This window comes from Saccharothrix obliqua (genome assembly GCF_019375475.1).
Classification (GTDB): domain Bacteria; phylum Actinomycetota; class Actinomycetes; order Mycobacteriales; family Pseudonocardiaceae; genus Actinosynnema; species Actinosynnema obliqua.
On record NZ_JAHXGQ010000012.1, the window covers coordinates 187,330 to 210,635 of the forward strand.

General features: G+C 70.4%; 18 protein-coding genes. 11 read left to right on the forward strand and 7 right to left on the reverse strand.

Annotated elements, in window-relative coordinates; all coding sequences use genetic code 11:
- Window positions 1-31: 31 nt before the first annotated feature.
- Window positions 32-757, forward strand: coding sequence for a DUF427 domain-containing protein (locus tag KZQ38_RS30670; RefSeq protein WP_219447012.1), 726 nt, complete (start codon window positions 32-34; stop codon window positions 755-757).
- 165 nt (window positions 758-922) lie between these two features.
- Here the strand turns inward: KZQ38_RS30670 and KZQ38_RS30675 are convergent, their stop codons facing one another.
- The 3 genes from KZQ38_RS30675 to KZQ38_RS30685 all read right to left on the reverse strand — a co-directional run bounded on the left by KZQ38_RS30675 (window position 923) and on the right by KZQ38_RS30685 (window position 3,389).
- Entirely contained in the window at window positions 923-1,633 is a 711-nt protein-coding gene (locus KZQ38_RS30675; RefSeq protein WP_219447014.1) for a hypothetical protein, read from the reverse strand.
- A gap of 466 nt (window positions 1,634-2,099) precedes the next feature.
- A complete protein-coding gene (locus KZQ38_RS30680) occupies window positions 2,100-2,537 on the reverse strand; it encodes an SUKH-3 domain-containing protein (protein ID WP_219447016.1) in 438 nt (145 codons plus the stop codon).
- 393 nt (window positions 2,538-2,930) lie between these two features.
- Window positions 2,931-3,389, reverse strand: a complete 459-nt coding sequence (locus tag KZQ38_RS30685) for a MarR family winged helix-turn-helix transcriptional regulator (RefSeq protein ID WP_219447018.1) — start codon at window positions 3,387-3,389, stop codon at window positions 2,931-2,933.
- 186 nt (window positions 3,390-3,575) lie between these two features.
- Between KZQ38_RS30685 and KZQ38_RS30690 the strand changes: the two genes are divergently transcribed.
- The 4 genes from KZQ38_RS30690 to KZQ38_RS30705 all read left to right on the forward strand — a co-directional run bounded on the left by KZQ38_RS30690 (window position 3,576) and on the right by KZQ38_RS30705 (window position 10,450).
- Window positions 3,576-4,631, forward strand: coding sequence for a lipocalin-like domain-containing protein (locus KZQ38_RS30690; protein WP_219447020.1), 1,056 nt, complete (start codon window positions 3,576-3,578; stop codon window positions 4,629-4,631).
- A gap of 203 nt (window positions 4,632-4,834) precedes the next feature.
- A complete protein-coding gene (locus KZQ38_RS30695; protein WP_219447022.1) occupies window positions 4,835-8,437 on the forward strand; it encodes an nSTAND1 domain-containing NTPase in 3,603 nt (1,200 codons plus the stop codon).
- Window positions 8,438-8,570: 133 nt separating this feature from the next.
- On the forward strand, window positions 8,571-8,921 hold the full coding sequence (locus KZQ38_RS30700; protein ID WP_219447024.1) for a hypothetical protein: 351 nt from the start codon (window positions 8,571-8,573) through the stop codon (window positions 8,919-8,921).
- A 116-nt stretch (window positions 8,922-9,037) separates the two neighbouring features.
- Complete coding sequence (locus tag KZQ38_RS30705) at window positions 9,038-10,450, forward strand: VCBS repeat domain-containing M23 family metallopeptidase (protein ID WP_219447026.1); 1,413 nt, start codon at window positions 9,038-9,040, stop codon at window positions 10,448-10,450.
- 183 nt (window positions 10,451-10,633) lie between these two features.
- On the opposite strand, the gene KZQ38_RS30710 is transcribed toward KZQ38_RS30705, so the two are convergent.
- Entirely contained in the window at window positions 10,634-11,887 is a 1,254-nt protein-coding gene (locus tag KZQ38_RS30710) for an NsdA family TPR-like regulatory protein (protein ID WP_504739572.1), read from the reverse strand.
- A gap of 132 nt (window positions 11,888-12,019) precedes the next feature.
- On the opposite strand from KZQ38_RS30710, the gene KZQ38_RS30715 reads away from it, so the two are divergent.
- Window positions 12,020-15,274 (forward strand): S8 family peptidase, encoded by a 3,255-nt coding sequence (locus KZQ38_RS30715; RefSeq protein ID WP_219447029.1) that lies wholly within the window; start codon window positions 12,020-12,022, stop codon window positions 15,272-15,274.
- Window positions 15,275-15,292: 18 nt separating this feature from the next.
- Here the strand turns inward: KZQ38_RS30715 and KZQ38_RS30720 are convergent, their stop codons facing one another.
- Complete coding sequence (locus KZQ38_RS30720; RefSeq protein ID WP_219447031.1) at window positions 15,293-16,306, reverse strand: hypothetical protein; 1,014 nt, start codon at window positions 16,304-16,306, stop codon at window positions 15,293-15,295.
- Window positions 16,307-16,386: 80 nt separating this feature from the next.
- Window positions 16,387-16,929, reverse strand: coding sequence for a helix-turn-helix domain-containing protein (locus tag KZQ38_RS30725; RefSeq protein WP_219447033.1), 543 nt, complete (start codon window positions 16,927-16,929; stop codon window positions 16,387-16,389).
- A gap of 62 nt (window positions 16,930-16,991) precedes the next feature.
- Between KZQ38_RS30725 and KZQ38_RS30730 the strand changes: the two genes are divergently transcribed.
- From KZQ38_RS30730 to KZQ38_RS30745, 4 genes are all read left to right on the forward strand, one after another.
- Window positions 16,992-18,263: an erythromycin esterase family protein gene (locus tag KZQ38_RS30730; protein ID WP_219447035.1), complete on the forward strand. Its 1,272-nt coding sequence runs from the start codon at window positions 16,992-16,994 to the stop codon at window positions 18,261-18,263.
- 111 nt (window positions 18,264-18,374) lie between these two features.
- Window positions 18,375-19,412 carry a protein-L-isoaspartate O-methyltransferase family protein gene (locus tag KZQ38_RS36655; RefSeq protein ID WP_308258679.1) on the forward strand — a complete coding sequence of 346 codons (1,038 nt, stop codon included), beginning with the start codon at window positions 18,375-18,377 and terminating at the stop codon, window positions 19,410-19,412.
- 471 nt (window positions 19,413-19,883) lie between these two features.
- Window positions 19,884-20,183, forward strand: a complete 300-nt coding sequence (locus KZQ38_RS30740; protein WP_219447037.1) for a hypothetical protein — start codon at window positions 19,884-19,886, stop codon at window positions 20,181-20,183.
- On the forward strand, window positions 20,135-21,088 hold the full coding sequence (locus tag KZQ38_RS30745; RefSeq protein WP_219447045.1) for a hypothetical protein: 954 nt from the start codon (window positions 20,135-20,137) through the stop codon (window positions 21,086-21,088). The genes KZQ38_RS30740 and KZQ38_RS30745 overlap by 49 nt, the downstream gene beginning before the upstream one ends.
- 52 nt (window positions 21,089-21,140) lie before the next feature.
- Here the strand turns inward: KZQ38_RS30745 and KZQ38_RS30750 are convergent, their stop codons facing one another.
- Window positions 21,141-21,737: a flavodoxin family protein gene (locus KZQ38_RS30750; RefSeq protein WP_219447047.1), complete on the reverse strand. Its 597-nt coding sequence runs from the start codon at window positions 21,735-21,737 to the stop codon at window positions 21,141-21,143.
- 111 nt (window positions 21,738-21,848) lie between these two features.
- Here KZQ38_RS30750 and KZQ38_RS30755 point away from each other — a divergent pair, with 111 nt between their 5' ends.
- Window positions 21,849-22,784 (forward strand): AraC family transcriptional regulator, encoded by a 936-nt coding sequence (locus tag KZQ38_RS30755; protein ID WP_219447049.1) that lies wholly within the window; start codon window positions 21,849-21,851, stop codon window positions 22,782-22,784.
- Window positions 22,785-23,306: the final 522 nt, after the last annotated feature.

The following is a 23,306-nucleotide window of genomic DNA, read 5'->3' on the forward strand; positions in this document are numbered from 1 at the left end:
GTGCCCCAAGGCGTGTCGAAGAGGAATAACCTTGCCGAAGTACACCGAGCTGAGCTGGGAGCCCACCGAGCGCTGGGTTCGCGGTACGAAGGGCGACGTCACCGTCGTCGACAGCACGCACGCGGTCCTGGTCCGCGACCCGGACCGCTACACGCCGCTGTACGCGTTCCCCAAGGACGAGGTCCGGGCGGACCTGCTGCGCCCCGCCGCCGATCCGCCTCCCGGCGCGCACGCGTTCTACGACCTCGTGGTGGGTGACGTGGTGGTGCCGAACGCCGCGTGGACCTACGCCGAAGACGAGTTGGCCGACTACGTGGCCTTCGAGTGGTTCCGCCGCGACGACGTCCTGGACCACTGGTACGAGGAGGACGAGGAGGTCTTCACGACCGCGCGCGACCCCCTCCACCGGGTCGACGCGATCCGCAGCACGCGGCACGTCAGGGTCACCATCGACGGCCGGGTGGTCGCCGAGTCCAGCCGTCCCGTGCTGGTGTTCGAAACCGGCATCCCGGCGCGCTACTACCTGCCGCCGGAGGACGTGCGCCTGGACCTGTTCTCGCGCACCGGGTCGCGCACCGGCTGCCCGTACAAGGGATTCGCCTCGTACTGGACCTACATCGGCGGCGACGAGCCGCGGGTGGACGTGGCGTGGGCCTACCTCGACCCGACACCGGAGGCCGTCGCGATCAAGGGCTACCTGTCCTTCTACGACACGGTCGCCGAGCACACCGTCACACTCAACCGCCCGGCTCGATGACGGGAACCGTTGCGGCACGGGGGAGCCCCCGTGCGCGCGACCACGGGAGACCGACGTCTGGTCCGGTGCCGAGCGCCCGACTCCCCACCGGTCGAGTCGCTGCTGCGCGCGGGGCGCGGCGCGGGCCCCGAATCGCCTGATTCGGGGCCCGTGTGCTCGGCTCGGTCAGCCCTCCAGGAAACCCGCCAGGAACGGCCACTTCTGCACGATGTTGACGTGTTCGATCACTTGCACGTCGTTGAAGATGATGCGTTCCGTGCCCTTGTAGAAACTGATCTTGGGATATCCCTGTTCGATCGTGTACGACGCGTCGTCCAGGTTGCTGGTGAAGTGCTGCGGCAGGAACGGCCAGCGCGTGCGGATGAGCGTCGGCCCGCTGCGTGCCTGGGTGTCGTTGTGGATGGCGTAATACTCACCGGCCGCGGTGAGGTGGACCCACAGGTTGTTGCCTTCCAGGTGGGTCGTGATGGCATTGATGCCGTTGGACAGTTGCGGCCCGAGGAAGGGCCAGACAGACGGGTAGTGCTGCGGGGCGATGGCCAGGCCCCAGTCGAAGAAGATCACCCGTTCCGTGCCCTTGGTGAACATGTACTTCCAGACACCGCGTTCCAGCACCACCGACGCCGCGTCCAGGTTGCTGGTGAACCGGCTGGGCAGGAACGGCCACTTGCCCGCGATCGACGCCGGGCCTTCGTAGATGTGCGTGTCGTCGAAGATGACGTACCGGTCACCGATCAGGCCGAGGTGCTTCCACAGCGTGCCGTTGCGCTCTTCGGCGGTCGCGAGGGCGTCGAAACCTCGGTACGCGACGGCGCTCGACCCGTCCGCCGCATCCGGCGCCGCGGCGGTGGCCGGTGATCCCGATGCGACGAGCATGACGGCGACCACGGAGACCAATAACCGGGCGCCGGTGCGAATCAACGATCTCTTCTGCACACTTCCTCCGCAACAACGTACTGCGTGATTACCGCTCCGAAGCGGATGCCGAATTCACTGGCTCGGGTGGTTCGACCGTATCAGTCGGGGCGACAATGCCACATGCGCCGAACAGTGGGAGCGTCGGCACCCGACCGCCCGGCCGGCGACGTCGGCCCGGACCAGTGCCGGGTCATTCCGACGTATTGCCCGGCCGTGGCTATTCGGATCGGCGGATGGGCTTGGTCGGGTAATGGGCGCGACGGTGAATGGCCGAGCCGATGCGCGGACCACGGCAATTCCTCCCCGCGTGTCCCCGGCAGACCGAGCAGCGCCACCACGGCGATCGCGCCCCCGCCGGCTGCGCCGCGGAGCAGGTGATCGGTTCCGGCCTGCCGAACGGTGGCGACCCCGGTGGCCGGGCGACTCAGCGTTCCCGCGGCGCCACGCCGAGGACGAGGCTCTCCAGCGCGGCGTCCCCGACTCCGAACGAGGCCACCCAGGTCTCCACGAGGAAGACCTCGCCGATCTCCGAGATGCCGAGGAAGAACCGACCCAGGTCGAGTTCGCCGAGGGGGAACAGGGCGCAACCCAGGGCAGCGCCCCATTCGGCGAAGCGGTCCTCCTCGCCGACGCAGAGTCCGGGGTCCAGTTCGAACGGCTCACGCGCGCACGAGATACCCGGACCGGAGATCCGCACGTCCAACCCGCCGAACTCGGCCAGGAACGCCTCGGCGGCCGGGTGCATCCGAACCAGGCCACCGGCTTCCAGCTGCTGACGCCACCCACCGACGTCCACCGCCCGCCCGGGACGCCAACCCGCGGCACGCAGATCCCCGTCCACCCGCGGGGAGAACCGCGTCACCGGGCACCTCCCGCCTCACCGGTACCGAGCCCCTGCCGGCCGGACACGGATCATCCTGTCATAGCACCGAGTTGTGGCTCCGCACGTTTCCCGCGCCTGCCTGAAGACCTGGTGGTCTACGCCGGGGACCCACGCGGAAAGCGGGTGTTCGGGCAGGAACGCCGTGCTGTCGTGGCCCGGCGGCGGTGCCACCGCGTGGTGCACGGAGAAGAGCAGCGAGCCATCCTCCGGCAGGGGAAGCCCTTCCACCCGCGGGAGGGCGGTGCAGTCGACGGAAGCGAGGACCGGCAACGGGTTTCCCCTCCCGTCGCTGGGAACGCCCCGATCGGTCGCCGCGCGGCGGAACTGCTCGCAACGGTCCGTGGTGCGCCAGGATCGCAGGACGCTTCGAGATCACCCGGTCGGCCCGGACAAGGTGCCCCTCGTGGCCTGGTTCGCCGTCGCCGCGGCGGAAACGGAGTCGAGCAGGCGGGTGAGCAGTTGGCGGTCGTCCGCGCGCAGCCGGTCGGTGAAGGGCGCGAGTGCCGCGCGGACCTCCTCCTGCACCCGTTCCGCGAGTTCACGTCCCGCCGGGGTGATGAAGACGTCGACCGCACGGCGGTCTTCCGGTGACTTGCCCCGTGCCACGAGACCGCGCCGCTCGGCCCGTTCGACGAGACCGGTCATCGTGGACTTGTCCAGCCCCAGGAACGCCGCCAGTTCGGTCATGCGCGGTCGGCGGTCGCGCAGGAGGCCGAGCACCCGCAACTGGGTGAGGGACAGGTCGTGGTCGGAGCCGATGCGGGTGAGCACGGCCATCACCCGGAAGGACGTCCGGACCAAAGCGTCCTCAAGCGCGTCGTCGGATCCCATGCCGCGATCCTACTTGACATAGTTTGCACTGCCAACCAAACTCGAATTAGTACGTAGTGCAAACCAATCCGGAGAGCGCTTCGCGGCACGGGCGCGAGCGGCATCGCAACGATCGCCCCAAGGAAACCCATGCCCGCGCCACGGCGTCGTCTCGCCTCGTCCACTCAGATGTAACGGAGAGCCCTCATGTCCACAAGCCAAGCCAGGCGCCGAGCGGTGGCCCTGGTTGCCACCGCGGCACTCGCCGTGCCGATCGGATCGTCCGCGCAAGCCACCCCGACCCCGGCGCCCACCTCGGGGATCCCGGCTCTCGTCGATCCCGCGGTCGACCTGGGCCGGCACGCGCCGGGACCCCAGCCGACCTGGTTCGACTCCATCTACTTCACCAGTTCGGTGCGGGCGAACGGCCAGGAGTTCGGCCTGCAGGTCCACACGCGCATCCTCCCGAACAGGGGCGAGGCCGCGTACCGCTGGACGCTCGCGGTGATCAACAAGACCACCGGGTGGTACCGGGATCACGCCGTGATGGTGGAGCCGGAGGACTACCGGTGGAGCCCGGGCAAGCTGGACATCACAGCGCCGGGGCTGAGCTGGTCGGGTGACGTCGTCCACCAATCGGTTCAGGTCGAGACGCCCTGGGGATCGCTCGACGTCCAGTTGACACCCACCGGTCCTGCCCTGAACTACGCGTCCACCGGCTTCTTCGCTCTGGCCGACGGCGTGCCGAACTACGAGTTCGCACTCCCGGCGATGCGGACGTCCGGAACGCTCGCCGTGGACGGCAAGACGCACCAGATCAAGGGAACTTCCTGGCTGGACCGGCAGTGGGGCGAGATGCCCACCTCCCTCGTCCGCTGGACGTGGATGAACCTCGCCATGCCCAACGGGGACAAGATCGCCATCTGGGACACGGTGGGCACCGGGACCAAGAACAGCTGGGCGACGGTTCTCCACCCGGACGGCTCCTACGAAGTGGTGGACGTGGAACCACTCGCCCGGGGCGCCTCCCGCCAGTGGACCAGCCCGGCCACCGGCCAGACTTACCCCACCCGTTGGCACATCCGGATTCCCGCCCTGCGGTCCGAACTCGACGTGCGGGTCACCGGAAACCCGGACCAGGAGATCGAGACCCCCGACGGGGGCGGCTACCTGGAGGCCGCGGCGGCGTTCACCGGTAGGTACGACGGCAAGAACGTCCGTGGCGAGAACTACGTCGAGATGACCGGCGAGTGGAAATCCTGATCACCGCCCGTTCTCTCCACGCCTGACGCGAACCAGGAGTCGAGACCTGCCAACGACCCGGCAGGTCTCGACCCTGGCTCACGCAGTCGGCACCACGCTCGTCGGCGCTTGATTGGTCCGGTGCGGTGACGACGTCGCGGGACGCGTGTTCTTGGGTGCGCGGCGGCCCACGATGGTGAGTTCGGCGATCCAGGGAGGTCGTGATGCCCCAGGGCGAGCGCCCGTTGGGTGGTGAGGACTCCGAGTTGGTCCGGTTCGCCGCGGACCTGCGGCGGTTGCGTGCGCGGGCGGGGACGCCCAGCTACCGGGAGTTGGCGCGGAGGGCGCACTACTCCTCGACGACCTTGTCCGATGCCGCCGGTGGGCGGCGGTTGCCGACGTTGGCTGTCGTCCTCGGTTTCGTCCGCGCGTGCGGTGGGGATGTCGTCGAGTGGGAGCGGCGGTGGCGTGAGGTCGCCGTGGACGGCGGTGAGGTGCACGAGGCCCCGTACTCGGGGTTGGCGTCGTTGGGGGTCGAGGACAGCGACCGGTTCTTCGGTCGGGCCGGGCTGGTGGACGAGGTCGTCGGCCGGCTGGGGAGAACCGCGTTCCTCGCGGTGGTGGGTGCCTCGGGGGTCGGCAAGTCGTCGTTGTTGAGGGCCGGGTTGGTGGCTCGCCTGCGGGCGCGGGGGCTGGACGGCGCCCGTGACGTGGCGGCCGTGGTGATGACGCCGGGGGCGCAGCCCGTTGCCGCGTTGATGGAGTCGTTGGCGGGCCATGGCGATGAGCGCGATGTGGTCGTGGTGGTCGACCAGTTCGAGGAGGTGTTCACGCTCTGCCACGACGTGGGGGAGCGGGGCCGGTTCGTGGCGGGCTTGATGCGGGCCGTGCGCGCGGGGACCCGGGTGGTGATCGGGTTGCGGACGGATTTCCTCGCGCACTGCGCGGACTTCCCGGAGTTGCGCGTGGCGATGGGTGACGCGCAGGTCTTGGTCGGGGCGATGACTCCGGAGGAGTTGCGCCAGGTCGTCGTGGAGCCTGCCGCGCGAGCGGGGTGCACGGTCGAGGGGGAACTGGTCGCGGCGATCGTGGCCGGCGCGACGGGTCGGGCCGCGGCGTTGCCGTTGGTGTCGCACGCTTTGCTGGAGACGTGGCGGCGCAGCCGCGACGATGTGCTCACGCTGGCGGACTACCGCGCCGTGGGTGGCATCGAAGAAGCCTTGGCACAGACCGCCGAACGGGTCTACGGCGAGTTGGGGCCGCCGCGACAGCGGTTGGCGCGTGGCCTGTTCTTGAGGTTGACGGCCCTGGGTGAGGGCACGGAGGACACCAAGCGGCGGATTTCGCGCGACGAGTTGGACGCCGACGCCCCCGAGGTCCGGGCGACGTTGGACGTGCTGGCGGGAGCACGGCTGGTGACCTTGGACCAGGACACGGTGGAGTTGACGCACGAGGCGCTGATCTCGGCGTGGCCGCGGTTGCACCACTGGCTGGCGGCCGACCGCGACGACCTGCGCACCCACCGGCGGCTCACCGAAGCCGCGCGGACCTGGCAGGTGCTCGGCGAGGACCCGGGCGCGTTGTACCGGGGCGCGCAGTTGGAGATCGTGCGGGAATGGGGTGCCCGTGACGGACACCGGGAGCAGCTGAACTCACGTGAGCGTGCCTTCCTCGACGCCTCGGTGGACGCGGAGGCCCGTGAGCGCAGGAGCCGGGCGCGGCGTGATCTCCAGCTGAGGATCCTGGTCCTCGGGTTGGTGGTGTTGCTGGCCGTCGTCACCGGGGTCACGTTCGTGGCCGTCGAACAGCGGCAGCAGGCGGTGGCGGCACGGCAGACCGCGGTGTCCCGTCAAGTGGCCACGCAGGCGCAGGCGCTGGCCGGGTCCCGCCCGGACACGGCGATGCTGCTCAGCGTGCAGGCGTACCGGACCGCGCCCACGGCCGAGGCGCGCAGCACGTTGCTCGGCATGTCCGCCCGCAGCGCGTACCAGGGCGCGTTCACCGCACATCGGGGTGCGGTGTCGGAGATGTCGTTCACGCCGGACGGCCGGACGTTGGTGACGGCCAGTGGTGACAGCACGATCGGCGTGTGGGACGTGCGCAGGCGCGCGAAATCGGCGTCGCTCGACGAGCACCGCACCCCGTTGCGCACCCTGGCGATGAGCCCGGACGGGTCGGTCATGGCCAGCGGTGGCGACGACCACCGGGTCGTGCTGTGGCACGTCGCCAGCCGGGTGCGCATCGCCGAGTTGTCCGGGCACGGCGCGGAGGTGAAAGAGATCGCGTTCAGCCCGGACGGACGGCTGCTGGCCACCGGAGCGGCGGACGACCAGGCCATCGTGTGGGACGTGGCCCGCCGCACCCCGCTCGCCCACCTCACCGGCCACGGCGGGGAAGTGCAAGGGCTGGCGTTCAGCCCGGACGGACTCCTGGCCACCGCCGGCAGCGGGCACACCGTGTTGCTCTGGGACATCGCGTCGGCGACCGTCGTGCGAACCCTCGTCGGCCACACCGACGTGGTCAAGGACCTGGCGTTCAGCCCCGACGGACGGGTACTCGCATCCACCGGCTGGGATTCCACCATCAGGCTGTGGAACATGCCCGACGGGACGCGACGCACCACGCTGACCGGCCACACCGGATCGGTGATCGCACTCGCGTTCAACGCCGACGGGACCCTGTTGGCCAGTGCGGGCAACGACACCGACGTGCGGCTGTGGGACGTGGCGCACGGCAGTCCGCGCGCCCGGCTCACCGGCCACACCGGCAGCGTCTACGCGCTGGCGTTCGGCAGCGGCCCCGTGCTCGCGTCGGCGGGGGAAAGCGGCTCGGTGATCCTGTGGGACACCGAACTCGCGCCGTTGGCCGAGCCGGAGCCGACCGGTGCGGGCGACCTGGTGTTCAGCCCGAACGGCGCGGTGCTCGCCGAAGCGGCCGGGAACCGGACCACGTTGTGGGACCCGGGCACGCGCTCGCGGCGCGCGGTGCTGACCGAGCGGTCGGTGGTCAACGCCGTGGCGTTCAGCCCGGACAACACCGTGCTGGCCACGGCGAACCAGGACGGCACGACGACCCTGTGGGACGTCCCGGGCGGGCGGGAGGTCGCGCGCGTGGGCGGGCACACCGGCGACGTGCTGGACGTGGCGTTCAGCCCGGACGGGCACACGTTCGTGACCGCGGGCGCGGACCAGCGGACGATCGTGCGGGACCTCGCCTCCCGGGCCGAGCGGGCCGTGCTGACCAGCCAGACCGGTGTGATCAACGGGGTGGCGTTCAGCCCCGACGGGCGGACGCTCGTCACCACCAGCCACGACTCCAGCGTCGTGCTGTGGGAGACCGCCGACTGGACACCCCGCGTCCGGCTGTCCGGGCACAGCGGGTGGGTCCGCAGCGCCGTGTTCAGCCCCGACAACCGGATGGTGGCCACCGCGAGCGCCGATTCGACCGTGCGCCTGTGGGACGCCGAGACCGGCTCGCCCCGTGCGACCGTCACCGGGCACGTCGACGCGGTGTTCAACGGAGCGGCGTTCAGCCCGGACGGGGCGACTCTCGCTTACGCCACCGGTGAGCACACCGTGTCGCTGTGGGACGTGAAGCAGCAGACGGTCGTGGCCCGGCTGCCCGGCCACACGAAGCCCGTGCACGCCGTGGCCTTCAGCCCCGACGGCCGAACACTGGTCTCGACAGGTGCGGACGACGCCGTGCTGTTCTGGGACACCGACGCCGAACGCGTGGCCCAGCACATCTGCGACACCCTCGGCCGCGAACCCACCGACGACGAATGGCGCGAGTTCATCCCCGACCTGCCGCGCAAGCAGACCTGCTGACGGCCGCGCGTCGACCTTCCCCGGCGGGCGCGTCCGGAGTTCGATGTCCGGTCGGCCCCGGCCCTGGTCCGGACACCTCGCGGACACCTATTCCTTGGGGGCCGGCAGACGGCCGGCGACGAAAGGACATCAGATGACGAGGGTGATCCGTGCCGGGATGGCGGCTTTGGCCGTGCTGGGAGCACTGGCGTTGACGGCTCCGACGGCGAGCGCGGCGGACGTGACGCAATACCTCGACGACGGTCGGGGGTACGGACACGTCCTGGGAAACAAGGTCGAAGCGTGCGATACGAAAGCGGACGACCGGGGTGTGTTCGTGGAGTACCGGTGGCCGGGAGGCCAGGGTGTGGTCAGGGACGAAAACGGCAGCTCGGGTGGTTGCGGAACCACATACGCGCCCTCGACTGTCACGTCGTTCCACGTGTGCCTGCGACGGCCCGGTTCCGGTGATGTCGACTACTGCAAGCCTTGGTGGGACGTCTGATCCATGAGCGATACGGGTGTGGGCTGCACATCAAGCCCACACCCCCCGGGTCGCTCTCCAGATCCTCGCCGCTTCTGCGGCACGAAGTGGTCCGTCCCCCGGTAAACGGAGTGATCATGAAAATCGAGTCGAGATCGGGTGTGGCTGCCGCTCGCCGGTCCATGAGCAGGGCAACGGTCGTCACCACGTCGCTCACCGCCGCTCTGTTCACGATCGTCATTCCGGCCGAAGCGGTCGGACCCCGGCCGATCTTCCAAGTACCCTTCGAATGCGGACAGGTGTGGGAGGCGTCGACCTATGACGGGCACAAGCCCAACACCAACAGCCTCGACTTCCTGAAGGTCGGTGGGGGCTCCAACGGTCAGCCCATCCTCGCCTCCGCCGCGGGCACCGTCGATTACGCGGGCTGGGACAACGGCGGCGGGTGGATGGTGAACCTGCGGCACAGCGACGGCTGGGGCACCAGTTACCTCCACATGATCGAGACGCCCGCCGTCACGGCCGGACAGGCGGTGGCGCTCGGTCAGCAACTCGGGCGAGTCGGCAGCACCGGTGACTCCGGTACGCCGCACCTGCACTACCAGCAATGGGCGGACGCTCCGGGCAACACGGTCCGAGCCGAGTTCAACGGAGTTCCGGTCAACGTGCGCGTCGGTCAACCCGAAGTGCTGACCAGCCAGAACTGCGGCCGGCGCGGCGGTTCGCTGAGCGGTGACAGCCGGGCAGACCTGGTGAGCGTCCAGAACGGCGGTCTGTTCGGTTATGCGAACAACGGTTACCACAGCAACGGCACCGTGCGGTGGGGTGCGAGAGTGCAGATCGGTGGCGGCTGGGACGGGGTCCCGGAAGCCGCGGTGAAGTTCGCCGATCTCAACGGAGACGGTCTTACTGATCTCGTGAGCAAGCAGGATGGCGGCCTGTTCGGTTATGCGAACAATGGTTACAACAGCAACGGTACGGTGCGGTGGGGGCCGCGGGTGCAGATCGGTGGTGGTTGGGAGGGTGTGCCGGATACGGCAATGAAGTACGGCGATCTGAATGGTGACGGCCGCACGGATTTGATGAGCGTCCAGAACGGTGGCCTCTTCGGTTACGCGAACAACGGTTACAACAGCAACGGTACGGTTCGGTGGGGGCCGCGGGTGCAGATCGGTGGCGGCTGGGAGGGTGTGCCGGATGCCGCGTTGTACTTGGGCGATCTGAATGGTGACGGTCGTGTGGACCTGATGAGCAAGCAGGATGGTGGCCTGTTCGGTTACGCGAACAACGGTTACAACAGCAATGGCACCGTGCAGTGGGGGCCGCGGGTGCAGATCGGTGGCGGTTGGGAGGGTGTGCCGGATGCCGCGTTGTACTTGGGTGATCTGAATGGTGACGGGCGCGCGGACCTGATGAGCAAGCAGGATGGTGGCTTGTTCGGTTACGCGAATGATGGTTACAACAGCAATGGCACGGTGCGGTGGGGGTCGCGGGTGCAGATCGGTGGTGGCTGGGAGGGCGTGCCTGACGCGGCGTTGAACCTCGTCTGACCTGCCGGACACGAGCGGGCGGCCGCCGGCGCGGGCTGCGGAGTGTTCGGTGTCGGTGAGGTGGCGTGAGCGGCCGAGGGTGCTCACGCCACCTCACCGGATCACAGCACTCCACCCGGACCCGTCCGGCACGCGGCGTGGGTGGCGAACAGCAGACCGACTTCCTCGCCGAAGGCGTGTGGTTCAGGCCAGGTAGGCCGCGACCGGCGGGTGGTCGTTCCACGGTGCCAGGTGTCGGCGGAGGTCGGTGAGGTAGGTGGCGGCGCGGGCGGAGGTCACGTCGTCCAGGAGTGTGCGGGCGGTGGTGGCGTGGTGCAGGGCCAGGTCGAGGTCGACACTGCCTTGGAGGTGGGTGTCGGCCAGGACGATGTGGCGCAGTGCGTGGGATCGGGTGTGGGTGGAGTTGTCGGTGGTGAGGTCGTTCCAGCGGCGGGCGTGCCGGGGTAGGGAGAGGTCGCGGTGGATCTCGACCGCGTCGGCGGCCAGTCGGGGGTGGCCGAAGAACCTGATCCACTCGGGGTCGTCGTCGGCGGCGCGCTGGAGGAGGATTTCGGCGTTGGCGAAGGCGTGTAGCGCGCGGGGTTGGTCGTGGGCGCGGGCGTGCACGCGGGCGTGGATCAGTTCGCAGAAGGCTGCGGTGCGCGGGGTGGCGTGGTGGTGGGCGCGCGTGGTGGCGGCTTCCAGGATGTGCAGGGCGGTGGCGTGGTGGCCGCGCAGGGTCGCCTGTAGGCCCATGCAAGCCAGGATGTAGCAGCCCAGACCGATGTCACCGGCGACCCTGGCGAGTCGTAGGGCGTGGGCGAAGTGGCGTTGGGCGAGTTCCTGGTACCCGGCGTCGAAGGCGCTCCAGCCGGTTTGCCGGGCGAGTTCGGCGACCGCGCTGAACAGCCTGCGCCCGACGAGGTCGGTGTACGTGCCGTGCAGCAGCGGGGTGGCGCGTTGGACCAGGGCGGTGTTGAGCAGGACGTCGCGCCGGCTTCCGCCGCCGTAGCGGGAGTCCGCGGCGCGGATCCGGGCGGCGGTGGCGGTGAGGTGGTCGATGTCGGCCCGCCCGACACGCGGGCCCGGTCCGGTGGTGGACACGGGGTCGCGTTCGGTCAGCCACCGCGACAGCGGGAGGCTGTAGGCGGAGGCGAGCAGTCCGGCGGTCAGCAGGTCGCGGCGATCCATCACGCTCCAGGAGGTGCGGTGCGGGACGTCTTGGTCCGGTGCGAACCCGATCCCGGCCGGTACGGCAACCCGCCCGAGGCGTTCATCGAGGATATCGGCGCTCGGACGTGTCTTCAAAGGTTGGGTCCAGAGCAGGATCGACTTCAACGAAATAGCCGCTCGGTGCTGATCCTCGTCGGCTGGCTGTGAACGCGCGAAGGATGGAGGTGCGCCCGTCGCGGCGCTGGCGCGTTGAACGTGGTTCCGGCGTTGCCCCTTGAGGCACATCAGCCCTCGGGTTGCCCGGCCTTGTGCCAAGGTACCGATACCCGAGGACCTCAGGACGTTCCGCCGCACGGCCTGGTCGCGACTCGCAGGAACTGCCCTCTGCCCGCGCACCGCGAACGGAGCGATCAGGTCATGGCCCACCGCTTGTCCCGCCTGCTGGTAGTCCTGTCACTGGTCGCGGCGCCCGGGGTGCCGGCGTGGGCCGACCCGGGCGCGGAGCCGGGCGCGGACCAGCCGGTCCGCACCGTCCGGCTCGTGACCGGCGACCGGGTGCTGGTGTCCGAGGACGGCGACCGGGTGTCCCTCGACCCCTCCCCGGCCAGACCCGGAATGCGGTTCGTGGCGCGGGAGGTCGACGGCCACCGGCACGTCATCCCGGTGGACGCGTTGCCCCTGCTCGCCGAGGGCAGGCTGGATCCCCGGCTGTTCGACGTGACCCAGCTCGTCAGGGACGGGTACGACCAGCGCCCCGACCTCCCGTTGCTGCTGACGTACCCGGAGGGCGCGACGGCGTCGCACGCCGGCCTCGTGGTGACGGCGGAGTCCCCGGCCACCCGCACCGTCGCGGTGCGGCAGAACCACAGCGACGCGGTGTCCACCTGGCGCGGCCTGGTCGCCGGCCGGCCGGGCGTGGAGAAGGTCTGGCTGGACGGGATGTCGAAGGTCTCGCTCGACGTCAGCGTCCCCCGGATCGGCGCGCCGGCGGCTTGGGCTGCGGGCTACCGAGGCGCGGGCACGGCCATCGGGATCATCGACACCGGCGTCGACGACACGCACCCCGACCTCGTGGGCAAGGTCGTCGAACGGGTCGACTTCACGTCGGAAGCCGACAACATCGACCACCACGGCCACGGCACGCACGTCGCCTCGATCGCGGTGGGGACCGGGGCCGCCCAGGGCGGCAAGCACACCGGTGTCGCCCCGGAGGCCAAGCTCTACGTGGCGAAGGCGTGCCGTCGGTCGGGCAACTGCCAGGATTCTGCTGTCCTGCAAGCGATGGACTGGTTGGCAGCCAAGGGCGTCAAGGTCGTCAACATGAGCATCGGGGGTGCCAACCGCGCCGGCTCCGATCCGCTGGAGAGCGCGGTCGAGGCACACCCCGGCACGCTGTTCGTGGCGGCGAGCGGCAACGAGGCGGGGCTGACCGACTCACCCGCGAGCGCGCCGGGCGCCTTGGCGGTCGGCGCCGTGGACGACACCGACGTGCCGGCCGCGTTCAGCAACCGCGGTGTGGTGCTCGGCGACCTCGCGGTCAAGCCCGAGATCAGCGCACCGGGGGTGGGTATCGTCGCGGCACGCGCCGGAACAGGGAGCTACGCCGAGTTCAGCGGCACGTCGATGGCGACACCGCACGTGGCCGGAGCCGCCGCGCTGCTGGCCCAGCGCCACCCGGACTGGAGCCCGGCCCGGCTGAAGCAGGGGCTCGTCGCCTCGGCGGGTGCGGACGTGCGGAACTGGTTCGCCACCGGCGCCGGCCGGCTCGACGCGGCACGCGCGGTCGGCCAGGCCGCCACCGCCGAACCCGCCGCGCTTTCCTTTGGCGTGCGACAGTTCCCCTACCGCGATCCGGTGCGCAGGACGGTGACCTACCACAACGACGGCTCCGCGCCGCTGCGCCTGGACCTCAAGCTCGATGCGATGGACAGCACCGGTGCCGCACTCCCGGGCGGGTTCCTCGCGGTCGACAGCTCGACGATCACGGTGCCCGCGGGCGGTTCCGCCGCGGTGACCGTCACGATGGACCCGAAGGTCGCCGTGCCGATCGACAGGTACCTCGGCGGCGTCCTCTCGGCGACCGCGGACGGCACCAGCCTGCGCACGCCGATGACCGCGTACCTCGAACCGGAGATGCACACGCTGACCATCAAGGCGTTCGGCTGGGACGGCAATCCCACCAACCGGGCCTACACCTACTTCATCTCCCAGGGCGACCGCCCCGGCGGGCGGCCGGTGTACCACCCGGACGGCATCGCCACCCTCCGGCTGCCGAAGGGGCGGTACACGTTCGACACCCTGGTCTACGACGGGGAGTGGGAAACCGGCACGCAGAGCATGCTCGTCGCGCCGAGGGTCGTGATGGACCGCGACCAGACCATCGTCGTCGACGTCCGGACGGCGAAACCCCTCGCGGTCACCGCACCCGAGCCGGACGCGGCCCAGACGATCGCGCAGATCGGCCTCAACTACCGCGTGCGGAGCGGCGAGTGGTACCTCGGCGACACCCTGCTCGGGTTCACGTTCGAGCGGCTGTACGCCGGGCAGGTCGGTCCCGACGACCCGGACGGCATGATCTCCGGCAGTGCCGCGGCGGGATTCCTGCGGAAGAACGAGGACGGTTCGACGCTCAACTCGCCCTACGCGTACAACCTCGCCTGGCACTCCCGCCGGGGCACCTTCTTCGACGGCTTCAACCGGACGTTCGCGCCCAAGGACCTCGCGGTGACCGAAGCGCGGTACGCGGCTGCCGGGCCTGGCGAACGCACCTCGATCTACGTCGGCTACAAGCCGGTGTGGGACACGAAGTCGCGGTGGCTGGGCTTCCGGGGCGACGCGGTCCTGCCGCTGGTCCGGACCGAGTATTACGCGGCGACGAGCGATGTCGAGTACGGCAAGAGCTTCCGGGGCATCGTGGACGATGCCAACCAGTCGCACGGCTACGCGCCGTTCACGACGATGGTCCCCGGCCGCACCACGAAGGAGACGTGGAACCTCGGCGTGCTCGGCCCGGCGTTCCCCGAGAACTCCCCGCTGGACCCGTGGGACGAGACGACGATCGCCATGTCCCGCCAGGGCGACACGCTGACCTTCGCGCCGTCACTGGCGACGGACAGCAGCACGCACGTCGGTATCGGGTACACGCGCAGCGCCTCCGCCAGACTGACCCGCGACGGCGTGGTGGTGGCGGAGAACACGCGCACCGTGCGGTTGGACGCCGACGTCCCGCCCGGTGACGCGACGTACCAGTTCTCGGCCGCCCGGCAGGTGCCGGGCGTGGACTTCGTGTCCAGGTCGATCACCGCGCGGTGGACGTTCCGGTCGGCACACGTGGCGGGGGAGCGGGCGCGGAACCTGCCGCTGTCGGCCGTCCGCTTCACCCCTCGGCTGGACCTCGACCAGCGAGCACCCGCCGGGCGGATCTTCGCCGTACCGTTCACGATCCAGCACCAACCCGACTCGTCCGCCGGTGTGACCCGGGAGTTCGACCTCCAGGTGTCGTTCGACGACGGGGCGACGTGGGTGAAGCCCGCCTACGTCCGGACCGGGGACGCCGGTGTCGCCCTGGTCAGGAACCCGCCCTCCGGCGGTTCCGTCTCCCTGAAGGCATCCGCCGCGGACGCCAACGGCAACCGGGTCGACCAGACGATCATTCGGGCCTATCGCACGTAGGGCGGCTGCGGGCGGCCTTCAGAGCGGATAGGGGCTGATCGGTAGGCGCATGATCGGGTCGCAGCGCTCGCAGAGAACGCGGCCCGGGCGCTTCCACAGGAGGCGTTGGCCGCACCTCTCGCACTCCACGCCCGAATCGGCGAGGTGGGACGCGCTGTGGGTGGGCTTCGCCGAGGCGCGGTCGGCATCCGGTGGTAACTCCGGGTTGTAGCGGGCAGGGCCGCCCGTCAGCCCCTCGTAGAGTCGCAGGTCGTTCGGCGGGACCAGGTACACGGTCCGGCCGGTGGTCATGAGCGGCACCGCTTGGCCGGCGGGGACCAGACCCGCCACGTGGTCCAGCGTCAGGCCCGCCCACGGCCGGAGCTTCGGGTGATCACCCCCGCAGTGGCGGTGGTTGTTCTTCGGGCAGCTGTCGAAGTTCTGGGCGGTGCACTTGGCGGGGTGGACCCGGCGCAGACCGGTGGCCACGGCCGAGCCCCGGGGAGGCAGGTCGTCCCACGGGATGTGGTTGCAGCCCACCGAAGGCACCCGGTGGAACCACTTCGGCGGGCGCTCCGCCGCGGTGAACCACAGCGACAACCAGCCGGCGCGATGTGATCGAGCGGTGCGCTTGCCCGCCGTCGACACGTTGATGCGGGAGAGCTGGACCTCCACGCCGGTGCGGGTGGGGCCGTGGATGGCGACGTCGAGGACGCTCCCGGTGCTCGTCGTGAACTCGGTGGTGCTGGGGAAGCCGGCGTCGTCTCCCGCCCGGTGCCAGTATTCCTTCTGCCGCTTGTGTTCGTCGCTCTCCCGTGCGATCTCATGCGTGCCGTGGCCACCGCCTGCGAAGTGGCTCGCGTAATACTTGCCGTCACGCCTGCGGACGAACATCTCGTCGTGACCGGCGACCGCCGGTTCCAGGCAGAGCAGCACGCGGTCGCCGCGCCCGATTTTGCCCCGCAGCGAGGCGATCGTTTGGTAGTCGCTCTCGGAGAGGCGGGAGAGGTCCAACTCGCGGTTGGCCGGGACGTAGAGCACACGCGTCGTCATGACGGCCCCGCATTCTCACGACCAGTGGCGAAGAGTTGCGTATGGCGATGGTACGACGCCTGGCGAGTGGCACGGGGTCCTCACGCCTGGTCAACGGGCGGCCCGGTCGGGAAGAAGATCGCGCTGATCAGGTGCGGCTTGCGGCCCGGGGCAGGCGTGTGGTCGGCTCGGGCGCGGAGCACGGCACGCAGGTCGCCGACCAGTTCGGCCAGTTCGCCGGGGTCGAGCCAGAGCGTGCCCTGGCGGTAGCCCACCGAGTCGGCGAACGGGTTCGCGCCGGGCTGGTCGAGGTAGGCGTTGAACTCGGCGAGCAGGGCGGCCATCGCGGCGGCGAAGCCGCGCCGGTGGTCGTCCAGGGACATCGACGCACCCGCTTCCGCGTCGACCGCCGTCCGCTCGCGGTGCAGCCGGTAGTGGCGTTCGACCACTCCCCGCACCTTCCGCTCGTCGACCACCTCCAGCAGGCCCGCGTCGGCGAGCAGGCCGACATGCCGGTACACGGTGGTCTTCGGCACGTCGGCCAGGCGCTCGCACAGGTCGGACGTGGTGCGCACCTGATCACCGGACAACGCCCAGACGATGCGCAGCCGGACCGGGTGCAGGAGCAGTTCAAGCGTGTCCACGGCCCTGATGTTCCCACAGGTGGTACTGTTCCCAATATTGGGAACAATCGAAGGGGGCGGCTGTGACCACCGAGGTCCGCTTGAGCGATGAGGCGGTCATCCCGTTGCGCACGCTGGACCCGGCCGCGGCACTGGACGACCTGGCGTGGCTGGACGAGGTCGTCGGCCGGGCGCGGGTCGTGGCGATCGGCGAAAGCGCCCACTACAACGCCGAGTCCTACCTGCTGCGTCACCGCCTGCTGCGTTACCTGGTCGAACGGCACGGGTTCGGCGCCTACGCCATGGAAACCGGGTTCACCGAGGCACACCTGGTGGACCAGTGGCTGCACGGCGGCTCGCAGGAACTCGGCCACGTCATGGCGAACGGCATCACGTCGTTGATGGGCCTGTGGTCCCAGATGGGCGACCACCTGAAGTGGATGCGTCGGCACGGCGTCGGCTTCCACGGCATCGACCTGGGTGGTTCGAACGCCTCCCTGCTGCCGGGCCTGGACGCCGTGCTCGCCTACCTGGCCGAGGCCGACCCCGGGTTCGAAGCGGACCTGCGGGACACCGCCTCGGCCTTCGCGCCGCGGTCGGCGTTCTCCCTACCCGCGGCGTTCGCCACCTACGCCGCGTTGCCGACCGGGGCCAGGGACGCGTTGACCGCGGGCCTGGCCGACCTGACCGCACGCGTCACCGCACGACGCCTGGAATACGTGCGGCGCACGTCCGTCGACGCCTACGACCGGGCGTTGCACTCGCTGCGCCTCACCACCGCCCTGGACGGGGTCGTGCGCGCGATGGCCCGCGGCGACCAGCAGGGCGCGCACTCGGCGCGGGAGGCCGCGATCGCCGACACCGTGGAGTGGGTCCTGCGCCGGGAGGACCGGATCGTGCTCGCCGCGCACAACGGCCACGTGCAGCGGTGGCCCGGCGTGGTGCCGGCGGTGATGGGCCTGCACCTGGCCGACCGCCTGGGACCCGACTACGTGGTCATCGGCACGACCACCGGCACCGGCCGGACCCTCAACACCGCGGCCGAGTTCTTCGCCGGTGAGCTGTTCACCGACCTGGCACCGCCGCGGCCCGGCACCCTGGACGCGCTCGCCGCCGCCGCTCACGACGGCCCCTTCGCGGTGAACCTCCGACACCTGCCTCCCGCCGACACCGCAGTCCTGGACGGCGTCGTGGAGCAGCGTTCCGGCACCTTCCACGGCGACGTCAACCTCGTGCACGCCTACGACGTCATCGTGCACCTGCCCCACGTCACCGCCGCCACGCCCGACGAAGGCGCACTCGCCGCTTCACCCGAGGAAGTGCGCGTGGCCTTCTCCCGGTGGGGCGGGCGCTGACCGACGCGGGGGAGAGGTCGACCGCGGCGGTCCGAACCCGCCGCCTACACTCACCGTCACCAGTCATCACTCGAAGTGAACACGAGTCGTGTTCGCCCCGCGAGGAGCACCGTGACCCCAACCCCCGTGGTCGACACCGCCCGCGCCGTGCCCGGCCGGCACTACAGCCACCACCCCCGGCACGGCACCACGGCCATGCGCTCCAACCCCGACGCCGTCCACCGCGAACTCACCAGCCTCGACGTCCGCCCCGGCATGACGGTCCTGGAGATCGGCACCGGCTCCGGCTACTCCGGCGCCCTGCTGGCCGCGCTGGTCGGCCCGCACGGCAGGGTCGTCAGCATCGACGTCGACCCCCGCCTGGTCGACCGCGCCCGTGCCCTGCACCGGGAACGGGGCGTGCGCAACGTCGACTGCCTCGTCGCCGACGGCCTCGCCGGGCACCCCGACCACGGCCCGTACCACCGCGTCGTCGCCTGGTGCACCCCACCACTGCTGCCGGCGACCTGGACCGACCACCTCGCCGACGACGCGCGCCTGGTCACGCCACTGCCGATCGCGGAACTACCGCACCTCACCGCCATCGCCACCATCACCGTCCACAACGGACACCCCGCGGTGGTGTCGGTCCACGACGGCGGCTACATGGAAACCCTGCCCGTCCCCGGCGATTCCCTGACCCCGACCCGCTGGATCGCCGCCACCGACACCACCCGCCACCCACCCGCGTGGATCTCCACCACCGGCCACGCCGACGCGCACGCCGCCCTGCGACTCCTGCTCGACCCACCGCACACCGAGCACCACGCACCTTTCGCCCCGCGGGACTGGGTCGGCTGGCGCACCTGGGCCGCCACCGCCGGCGACCCCCACCTCGCCACCGCCGGCCTCGGCGACGCCGACGCCGTCGTCCACACCACCACCGCCGCCGCCACCGCGGCCCTCACGCAGGACGGCGACCTCGTCGCCGACTCCCCGGACTCCCCGGCCGCGACCACCCTGCGAGAACGACTGCGCGCCTGGAACGACGCGGGCCGCCCGCCCGTGTCCTCCTACACCGGCGACCTCACCACCGCGGAGGTCGACACCATCCCCGGGCGCAGCCTGCGCCTGACCCGGGCACGTGGCGCCCCGGTGCCCACCGCTTGATCCCCTGCCGAGCGTCGGGTGCGGCGCGCTCCGAGAACGTTCGACGGAATGGGATGGGCCCCCGCGGGAACAGGGGCCCATCCGCCCTGGGCCGGCTGGTCATGTGCTGCTCAGGGCGACGCTTCCGCACGCTGTTCCACGGGTGGGCGCCTGGGAAGCAGCGTAGGTCTGATCAACGCGCGGCGCAGCGGCGTTTGGACGGTTTTGGGCACCTGCCGGGCCGTCGCGGGGGTGCTCGGTTGACCTCCCGGGCTCGGAGCGGTGGACTTGTACTACTCCCGCGAACAGGGGCTCGTCGCGGGTACGTCCGGGTCGCGTAGCGGGAACTGCGCGTCGGAGTCGCCCGGGGTCATCACCCGGACGGCCATGGTCGGCTGACACCTCGGGCCGGCTGGTCACCGTGCCAACCGCGTGCAGCCCTGCCGTACCCGGCGGGGCGGTTGCTCGCGTGCTCAGAAAGGAAAAACCGCTGTGGCGAAGCCAAAAGCGGTGTCGTTGGGCGCACCCCTCGACAAGAACGCGGACCAGGACCGTTCCCGTGACGTCGACCAACGTCGGCGGGTGCACGCCGGGGAACTGGTGCTGTTCCTGCTCATGCTCGGCGGAGTGGTGTTGTTGGTGAACTTCACCGCCGGCTCGGTGTGGTCCGCGGTCGTGCTGGTGCTGGTGCTGGTGTTCGGCACGATGCTGGCCTCCCGCGCGGAACCCGCCACCCTCGGGCGGTGGCTGAAGCGACTGCTCGGCGGCAACTCCGCCGGACCAGGCGCATGATGACGAACCCGTCCTCCGGTGACGCCCTGGGCGAGTTGCACCACGCGATCATCCGGACGCATCAGCGGCAGGCCGACGCCCGCCGCCTGCCGTGGTGGTTCGACCACGCCGTGACCTACCACCGGTTGCTGCCCCTGGGGCACTACGCCCTGGTGGTCTTCCACCTGGACATCACCCTGGCCCAACGCCGCTGGATCGAGAACCGGTGGAAGACCGCGCACCACGGCCCGTCGGCCGTCGCGGTCTGGACACCGCCCAGCAGCCGCGCCCAGGCCGAGCGCGACGAAAAGCGCGTCCGCCAGGAGAACGAGGCTCATCGGCTGCTGCGTCGGGTGTTGCTCACCGAACCACCCGACCCCTCGGCCACGGACGTGCTCGCGCTGATCGGTGAGGCAATGGTGAACGCATCCGAGCTGGTCTCGAAGGACAACCTCCGCAACTACCTCGACCGGCCCCCGCGGAACGCCTCCACGCTGGAACGAAGCTACCGCGCCTCGGGGCTCCGGCTGGTCCGGAAGAAGGTCGATGGCAAACCGGCGGGGACCAACGCGTCCGCGGACACATCGAAACGGCGTCGAATCCAGCCCGTGGAACCATGCGTGCCGACCGCGGACCATGCCCTCCGGGCAGGCAACCCGCGGGAGTTCGCGATGTTGTTGGACACCATCCGCGCCAACGCGGGGATCACCGCCGGCAGGCTGGCCGCCGTGGCGGCGGTCCCGCGCAACAGCGTGTACCTGATGCTGAACCCCGAACGCGATGTGCTGCCGACCAAGCCCGACAACGTGCGCAACGTCGCGATCGCCTGCGGCCTGCCCCCGAACCAGGTCGAGAAGGTGATGACGATCTGGGTAACGCTGCGCAACAGCCCCGGATCCACCAACGCGGACGAATCGGTCGCATGAGTCCGTGCCCTGGGCAAGCGTTGTTCGGCAGGTGATTCGGGCGCTCTGGCAGTCAGGGAGCGATGCGGCGCCCGGCTACGACGAGCGCCGCTTGGTGGGCGACCCTGCTGCCGAGGTGCTCGACGGTGGTGATGTCGGACGGGTGAACGGTGTCGACGCCGCCGTCCAGCGGGGTCTGGGCTCCGGCGCCGCTCCAGAAGCCGAGGCGGTTGAGGTCGTTCTCGGTGGCGGTGGTCGAGTTCCAGCCCGGGGCGAGGCCGAGGCTGACCCACAGCATCCGGTGCTGGGCGGCGAAGGTGGCGAAGAAGGCGAGAGTGCCCGCCTTGTCGCCGTACTTGGAGGCGGAGTTGGTGAAGCCCGCCGCGAGCTTGTCCGCCCAGCGGCCTTCCGCGAAGCGGCGGCTGGTGGCCTCGGCGAAGGTGTGGAACGCGGCGGACGCGCTGCCCATGTAGGTGGGCGAGCCGAACACGATCGCGTCGGCCTCGTCCAACTGCCGCCACTGCGTCTCGGTGATGGTGTCCACGGGCACGAAGCTCACGTCGGCGCCGGCGGAGGCCGCCCCGCGCCGGGCGGCCTCCGCGAGGACCGCGGTGTGCCCGTAGCCGGAGTGGAAGGCGATGGCGACCGAAGGGGTGGGGGACCCGGGCATGTCGACTCCAATGGTGTTCGGCTGGTGCGTTACCGCGACGCTACGACGGAGCTTCAAGACGGGCGATCGTTGATCGTCTTGCTTTTATGACTGATCGTCTACCGTGTCGGTGTGGACGCTATCGACGATGTCCTGACAGCAAGGTCCGGTGAGGATTCGCGGTACGTGCGGGTGCAGGCCCGCGGCCCGTGGGGGATCTCGTTCCGCTCGCCCCGTGCGACCTACGTGATGATGATCAGGAGCGGGCGCTGCTGGTGGCTGCGTGGTGCGGACAAGGCCCCGGTGCTGCTCACCGCCGGTGCGTGTTTCCTGGTCCAAGCCGACGCCGAGTTCATCATCGCGGACGAACCGGGGCGAAGCACGGTCGACTGCGAAAGCCTCCTGGCGGCCGGACACGATCCCTCGGTGCGGCATGGCGGGAACGGACCGCTGACCGAGATCGTTTCGGCTCGGTTGACCCTGGACACCGAGGTCACCGAGCCCCTGTTGCGGGTGCTGCCGCCGGTGTTGCGGTTCGACCTCGACGACTCGGCCGACGACGCGTTGCGGTCCACCTTCCGGTTGTTGGAGCTGGAGCGCACGTTCCCCGGCTTCGGGTCGGGCTTCATCATGAGCCGCTTGGTCGAAGCGCTTTTCGTGTATGCGCTGCGGACCTGTGCCTCGTCGTCGGCCATGACCTCGCCCGGGTGGCTTGCCGCGTTGAGCGACCCCGGGCTCGCGCCGGCCCTGCGCGAGCTGCACACCGACATCGCCCACCCGTGGACGGTCGACGAACTCGCGCGCCGGGCCGGGATGTCGCGTGCGGCGTTCGCCGCGGCGTTCAAGCAGAAGACCGGCGACTCACCGATCAACTACCTCACCTGCTGGCGGATGCACCGAGCGAAAAGACTGCTGCGCGACACGCGGTTGAGCCTGCGGCAGATAGCGCTGACGATCGGCTACGACACCGACGCCGCCTTCAGCCGGGCTTTCCGCCGCGTCGAGGGGGTCGCACCAGGGGCATGGCGACGCCGATGGCGCACCACGACCGGAGAACGAGCGGGCTGAGACCGGACACTCCGCACCGCCAGCACACCACACCCGAGCAGCTTTCGAACCACCAGCCTCGCACCGGGCTACAGCACCGAGAAGCCCACGCGGGCCCAGCCACACGAGCTCCCTCCCACCCCCCATCCGCCACACCACCCCCGCCGCCCGACGGGTACGGGCGGTCCCGTAAGCCCTCTCATCCGGCGATCGTGAGCGTTGAGGACTCCACGCGGGTTCACCTGAGCGACCTACGAAACGGCCCTAACCTGTTCCGTGGCCTCCTCGGGTGCACGGCGTGCGGCCGGAAGACGGAAGCAAGCCCGCGTGCACACGGCGTGTCACTACCGGTGGCTGGTGCGGACACTCGCCCCGGCGCGACCGCAGCGACACCAGGCCGCTTGACCGCAACGCGTTCGAAGGCAGGACACAAAACGCACACGAATCTCCCGCGCGACGGGCCTCGGTGGTCCGCGGCCGGCGATCCGCGACACCGATACGGCGGCGAACCCGTTGCGGGAGGCGGTCCGCAGCGGCCCGAAG

Excerpts from the sequence above, each read along its gene's own strand:
- KZQ38_RS30715 (WP_219447029.1), top strand. The coding sequence starts at position 12,020 with ATGGCCCACCGCTTGTCCCGCCTGCTGGTAGTCCTGTCACTGGTCGCG.
- KZQ38_RS30710 (WP_504739572.1), bottom strand. The coding sequence starts at position 11,887 with ATGTGCCTCAAGGGGCAACGCCGGAACCACGTTCAACGCGCCAGCGCC.
- KZQ38_RS30685 (WP_219447018.1), bottom strand. The coding sequence starts at position 3,389 with ATGGGATCCGACGACGCGCTTGAGGACGCTTTGGTCCGGACGTCCTTC.
- KZQ38_RS30700 (WP_219447024.1), top strand. The coding sequence starts at position 8,571 with ATGACGAGGGTGATCCGTGCCGGGATGGCGGCTTTGGCCGTGCTGGGA.
- KZQ38_RS30690 (WP_219447020.1), top strand. The coding sequence starts at position 3,576 with ATGTCCACAAGCCAAGCCAGGCGCCGAGCGGTGGCCCTGGTTGCCACC.
- KZQ38_RS30675 (WP_219447014.1), bottom strand. The coding sequence starts at position 1,633 with ATGCTCGTCGCATCGGGATCACCGGCCACCGCCGCGGCGCCGGATGCG.
- KZQ38_RS30695 (WP_219447022.1), top strand. The coding sequence starts at position 4,835 with ATGCCCCAGGGCGAGCGCCCGTTGGGTGGTGAGGACTCCGAGTTGGTC.
- KZQ38_RS30705 (WP_219447026.1), top strand. The coding sequence starts at position 9,038 with ATGAAAATCGAGTCGAGATCGGGTGTGGCTGCCGCTCGCCGGTCCATG.
- KZQ38_RS30750 (WP_219447047.1), bottom strand. The coding sequence starts at position 21,737 with ATGCCCGGGTCCCCCACCCCTTCGGTCGCCATCGCCTTCCACTCCGGC.
- KZQ38_RS30720 (WP_219447031.1), bottom strand. The coding sequence starts at position 16,306 with ATGACGACGCGTGTGCTCTACGTCCCGGCCAACCGCGAGTTGGACCTC.